At 68.3% G+C, this 4,999-nt stretch carries 5 protein-coding genes; 3 read left to right on the forward strand and 2 right to left on the reverse strand.

Going from position 1 to position 4,999, the window contains the following annotated elements:
* Window positions 1-44: 44 nt before the first annotated feature.
* Window positions 45-1,265, reverse strand: coding sequence for an acyl-CoA dehydrogenase family protein (locus tag WBV89_RS00490; RefSeq protein ID WP_423979385.1), 1,221 nt, complete (start codon window positions 1,263-1,265; stop codon window positions 45-47).
* A 24-nt stretch (window positions 1,266-1,289) separates the two neighbouring features.
* A complete protein-coding gene (locus tag WBV89_RS00495; RefSeq protein WP_423979386.1) occupies window positions 1,290-2,159 on the reverse strand; it encodes an ROK family protein in 870 nt (289 codons plus the stop codon).
* A gap of 66 nt (window positions 2,160-2,225) precedes the next feature.
* Here WBV89_RS00495 and WBV89_RS00500 point away from each other — a divergent pair, with 66 nt between their 5' ends.
* The 3 genes from WBV89_RS00500 to WBV89_RS00510 form a co-directional block, all read left to right on the forward strand.
* On the forward strand, window positions 2,226-3,239 hold the full coding sequence (locus WBV89_RS00500; protein WP_423979387.1) for an AAA family ATPase: 1,014 nt from the start codon (window positions 2,226-2,228) through the stop codon (window positions 3,237-3,239).
* A gap of 27 nt (window positions 3,240-3,266) precedes the next feature.
* Window positions 3,267-4,430 (forward strand): DUF58 domain-containing protein, encoded by a 1,164-nt coding sequence (locus tag WBV89_RS00505; RefSeq protein WP_423979388.1) that lies wholly within the window; start codon window positions 3,267-3,269, stop codon window positions 4,428-4,430.
* On the forward strand, window positions 4,427-4,999 hold a 573-nt coding region (locus WBV89_RS00510; protein WP_423979389.1), incomplete at its 3' end, for a hypothetical protein. The genes WBV89_RS00505 and WBV89_RS00510, both read left to right, overlap by 4 nt.

A 4,999-nucleotide genomic window follows, 5' to 3' on the forward strand; every position in this document is an offset into this window, starting at 1 on the left:
CGGCCACAGCGACGGCCGCGCCGCCACTGCGGCCGCCGCCCGGATCACGCCGGCCGCGGCTCTTTCGGGAGGCCGAGGATCATCTCGCCGATGATGTTCCGCTGGATCTGGCTCGATCCGGCGTAGATCGTGCCGGCACGTGCGTTGAGGAACGTGTTGACCCACGACGCCGACGAGTTCGCGGCTCCGGGGTCGTCGGTCGAGAACGACGACGGCGGCTTCCGCCCGACGATCTCGAGCGCGTCGGCGCCCATGATGTCCATCGCGAGTTCGGTGACGACCTTGTGGTACTCGCTCCAGAACAGCTTGCCGATCGCGGCGTCGGGCCCCGGGTGGTGGCCGCTGAGGAACTGGGTGAGGACGCGCATGCCGTTGTAGCGCATGATCCGCACCTGGGAGTGACACCAGGCGAGGCGCTGACGGATGATGGGGTCGTCGGCGCGCCCACGCTCCTGGGCCATCGCGGTGAGACGTTCGATCTCGGCCTGGAATCGGATCGGCGCGGTGGCTGCCGCCTCGCCACGCTCGAAACCGAGCAGCGACATCGCGACCGCCCAACCGTTGTTGAGGCCACCGACGACGTTCTCCTTCGGGACCCTGGCATCGGTGTAGAACACCTCGTTGAACTCGCTGTCGCCCGAGATCATCTCGATCGGGCGGACTTCGATGCCCGGCTGGTCCATCGGCACCAGCAGGAACGAGATGCCCTTGTGCTTCGGACCGTCGGGATCGGTGCGGGCGAGGGTGAAGATGTGGTCGGCGAGGTGGCCGGCCGACGTCCAGATCTTCTGGCCGTTGAGGATCCACTCGTCGCCGTCGAGTTCGGCGCGCAGACCGACGTTGCCGAGGTCCGAACCGGCGTCGGGCTCGGAGTATCCCTGGCACCACGTGTCGTCGCCCTTGAGCAGACGAGGAAGGTAGTGCGCCTTCTGCTCGTCGGTGCCCCACATCAGGAGCGTGTTGCCGAGCATTTGGATGCTGAACGGATCGTTGGGGCCGCCACCGGGGACACCGGCGCGCGTGAACTCCTCGGCGAGGATCACCTGCTCGGTCGCCGAGAGCCCGCCGCCGCCGTACTCGGCGGGCCAACCGGGCGCCAGGTAGCGCGCCTCGTACAGCGTGTTGCGCCAATCGGCGACGAACTTCTCGAGCTCCTCCCCCTCGATCGCTCCGGTGCCCTTCCAGCCCGCCGGGAGTTTCTCGGCAAGGAATGCCTGGACCTTTTCACGGTAGGCCTCGGCCTCTGCGGTGTACGTCGGTTGCATGAAATCGACGCTACCAAAGGGTGGTTACCGAGCGGTAGCCGAGACGGCGAGCGCGAGCGATCCAGCGCGCACCAGCGGGCTGATGTGTTCGACCGGCTCGATCACGGAGAGCCCGTCGAGGTTCTCCAGCCTCGACCTCGTCTGCAGTTCACGTCGGGCGACTGCGAGCAGATTGTCACCGAACGCGTCGATCACTCCGCCGGTCACGAAGAAGGTGCCGACGTCGACGGTGGCAGCGAGGGAGGCGATCGCGCGTCCGAGCATGATTCCCGCTCGCTCGATCGTCGATGGATTCGCGCGTCGCAACGGGCGATTCATCTCGGCCTCGAGGGCGATCGACGACAGGTACGGCTCGAGGCATCCGACCGCTCCACACCAACACGGGAGTCCGCCCGGATCGACGGTGATGTGCGCGATCGAACCGGCGTTTCCGTGGGCGCCCGACAGCCGCCGGCCGTCGATCACACAGGCCGACTCGGTGGTCGCGTCGGCGATCACGAACACGAAACTCGACGTCGTGCGCGCTTCGCCGACGAGGCGCTCCGCCTCCGCTGCAGCGGCACCCGCCGTGGCCAGGGTCACCGGTCGCTCCGTCAACTCGGCGAGATGGTCCCGCAGCGTGAAGTTCGCCCAACTGGAGATGTACGGCGGTGACACGGTGCCGGCCTGTTCGTCGACCGGACCGACACAGCTCACGCCCACGGCGGTGAACGGCGGAGCGGAGTCGCGAGCGGCCGCGTTCACGCGTCGCACGAGGCGGTCCAACGCCCGCCAGACGTCGCGCGACGGCATCGTGACCCGGTCGCGCACGAGGACCGTGCCGTCCGGTCCGACGAGTGCGGCAGCGAGGCGGGAGGGCTCGACGGCCACGGCGAGAACCGGTGAGGCGGACACGGTGCGCAGCGTAGATGATCAGGGGTCGAACGGGATCGACCCGTTCTGGCCTCTACCCTGCTCGTCGTGACGACCGACATCAGCGCCGGCGGAACGCCGCACGCCCGCCCGGACCAGCCCGACTCGACGGCATCCGCCGCCCGCACGTTCGCGCAGCTGTTCGGAGCGATCACCGCGAACATCGGCTTGGCGATCCGCGGCAAGCCCGAGGCCATCGAGCTCGCCGTCGTGTGCATGCTCGCCGAAGGCCACCTGCTCGTCGAGGACGTTCCGGGGGTCGGCAAGACCAGCCTGGCGAAAGCCCTGTCGAGATCGGTCGACTGTTCGTGGCGGAGGGTGCAGTTCACCCCCGACCTGCTCCCGACCGACCTGATCGGCGTCAGCATCTACTCCCGCACGACCGAGACGTTCCGATTCGAGCCAGGCCCGATCTTCGCCAACGTGGTGCTCGCGGACGAGATCAACCGCGCGTCGCCGAAGACCCAGTCGGCGCTGCTCGAAGCGATGGAGGAACGCCAGGTCAGCTCCGACGGCGAGAGCCGACCACTGTCACCTCCGTTCATGGTGATCGCGACTCAGAACCCGATCGAGCAGGAGGGCACCTACCGGTTGCCCGAGAGCCAACTCGACCGTTTCCTGCTCCGCATCTCCATCGGCTATCCGGGTCGGGATGCCGAACTGCAGATGCTCGATGACGGCGGGTCGAGCGATGCGATCGCCGCCCTCCAGCCCGTCGTGTCGTCCCGCGAGGTGCTGACGATGATCGAGGCGGTCCGCTCGGTCTACATGGCGTCCGCGCTGAAGTCGTACCTGGTCGACCTGGCCGAGGCCAGCCGGCACCACCCGGCGATCGAGCTGGGACTCTCGCCGCGGGCCACGTTGCAGTTGGCAGCTGCCTCCAAGGCCCAGGCGGCCGCGCGCGGTCGGAACTACGCGACTCCGGACGACGTGAAGTTCGTCGGTTCGTCGGCGCTCGCGCACCGCATCGTGATCAGCTCGGACCACGCATCGCGCATGTCGGCGGACGACGCGATCCAGGAGGTCTTCGCGGCGGTTCCCGTGCCCGTGGCCAGGACCTGATCGGACGACGATGAGCAAGCCCGCCTGATGACCAGGTACGGCATTCTCGCGATTCTCGCCGCGCTGGTCTCGATCGCGATCGGGAGAGCGTTCGGCGTCGTCGAACTCTTCGTCATCGGCGCCGGGTTCATCGGAGCCGTCGCCGCCGCGGCGGTGTTCGTGGCATTGCGCTCGCCATCGGTCAGCGGGGTCCGCCGGATCCGGCCGTCGATCCTCGTCGCCGGGGACATCGGGCACGTCGATCTCGCGCTCCGCCATCACGGCGCGTTGCGCTCGACACGGTTCACACTCCACGAACGCGTCCGACGCATCAACGTGCCCGATCAGGTCGCCGAACTCACCGTCGAGCCGATGCGGGCGAGAGGTTCCGTGACGGCGACGTACCAGCTGCCGACATCCCGTCGCGGCGCGATCGAACTCGGGCCACTCGAATCGGTCGTGCGCGACCCGCTCGGCCTGCTGGTCCGCACCCGCATCATCGCCGGGACCGACCGGATCACCGTCGCCCCACGCTCACATCTCCTCGCGATGCCCCAACTCGGTACCGGCCCGCTCGGACGGCACCTGCTGGCGCAGGCACGACGACTGGGACCAGGTGAATTCCACGGCTTGCGTGAGTACATCGACGGTGACGAACCGCGGTCGATCCACTGGCGCGCGTCGGCTCGGGGCGAGAACCTGTTGGTCAAGCAGTACGAGGTCGAGGGTCTGCGTCGCATGCTGATCGTGCTCGACACCGATCCGGACTCGTACGCCGACCCGATGTCCTTCGAACGTGCGGTGACCGTCGCCGCGAGCCTCGCCCTGAGCGCGACGCATGCCGACCTCGTCACCCGCTTCGTGTCCGGCGACGTCGACCTGCGTGGCCCCGAGGTCGCGGCCGACGCGCTCCGCGTGCTCGCCGAGATCCAACCCGATGGCGCCCCGCTGCCGATGCTCGACCACGAGTCGGGCGAGGGTGTGGGGCTGTTGGTCGCGATCGGCGGATCCCGCGACGCGGCCGGACTGCGCCGGGCGCGCGGCGTCGTCGATCCGACCCAGGCGACCGTGGCTGTGACAACCGACGAAACTTCCCACTCCGCGATCGGTGTCAACGCGCGGACCGAGGCAGAGTTCCTCTCCAACTGGAATGCGCTCATCGGCAAGTCGGGAGCGCGACGGGCAACCGGTGCCAAAGGAACCACACAGTGACCCACGAACCGCACGACACCCAGCATCGACTCGGTGCCGACATCTTGGCTTCGAGCGCGCTCTTCCTCTACTCCATCGCCGTCGCCGCCGGTTTTGCCCGGGTGTTCAGCGGATGGGACTTCCTCGACAACCTCGTGGTCATCGCCTTCGGCGGCCACGTGCTTGCCCTGGTCCTGCGTCGCGTGCGCGTTCCGATCGCGCTTGCGTTCCCGATCACCGGCCTCGCGCTGATCTGGCTGATCGGCGCGATGTACTACCGGGACACCTACGGCCTGATGTTGCCGACCTCGGAGACGTGGGACGTCTTCCGACTCGATCTCGAAGTGATCGGCGACAGTTTCCGAAGTGCCGTGGCCCCGGTCCCGTTCCTCGGGGGATGGGACGTGCTGGCCTCGCTTGGCATCGCTGCAGCGGTGCTGCTCTCCGACACGTTCGCATTCCGCGCCTATGCGCGCGCCGAGGCGCTGGTCCCCGGCGGGGTGTTGTTCGTGTTCGTCGCCGCGCTCGGCACGGATCGCAGCCGCGTCGCCTCCACGGCCGCCCTCGTCGCGACCGGGGTCATCGCGACG

Origin of the sequence: Ilumatobacter sp. (genome assembly GCF_049588435.1) — a bacterium.
In the GTDB taxonomy this organism is placed as follows: domain Bacteria; phylum Actinomycetota; class Acidimicrobiia; order Acidimicrobiales; family Ilumatobacteraceae; genus Ilumatobacter_A.

Coding starts and splice junctions, on each gene's coding strand:
- WBV89_RS00490 (WP_423979385.1), bottom strand. CDS start 1,265: ATGCAACCGACGTACACCGCAGAGGCCGAGGCCTACCGTGAAAAGGTC.
- WBV89_RS00505 (WP_423979388.1), top strand. CDS start 3,267: ATGACCAGGTACGGCATTCTCGCGATTCTCGCCGCGCTGGTCTCGATC.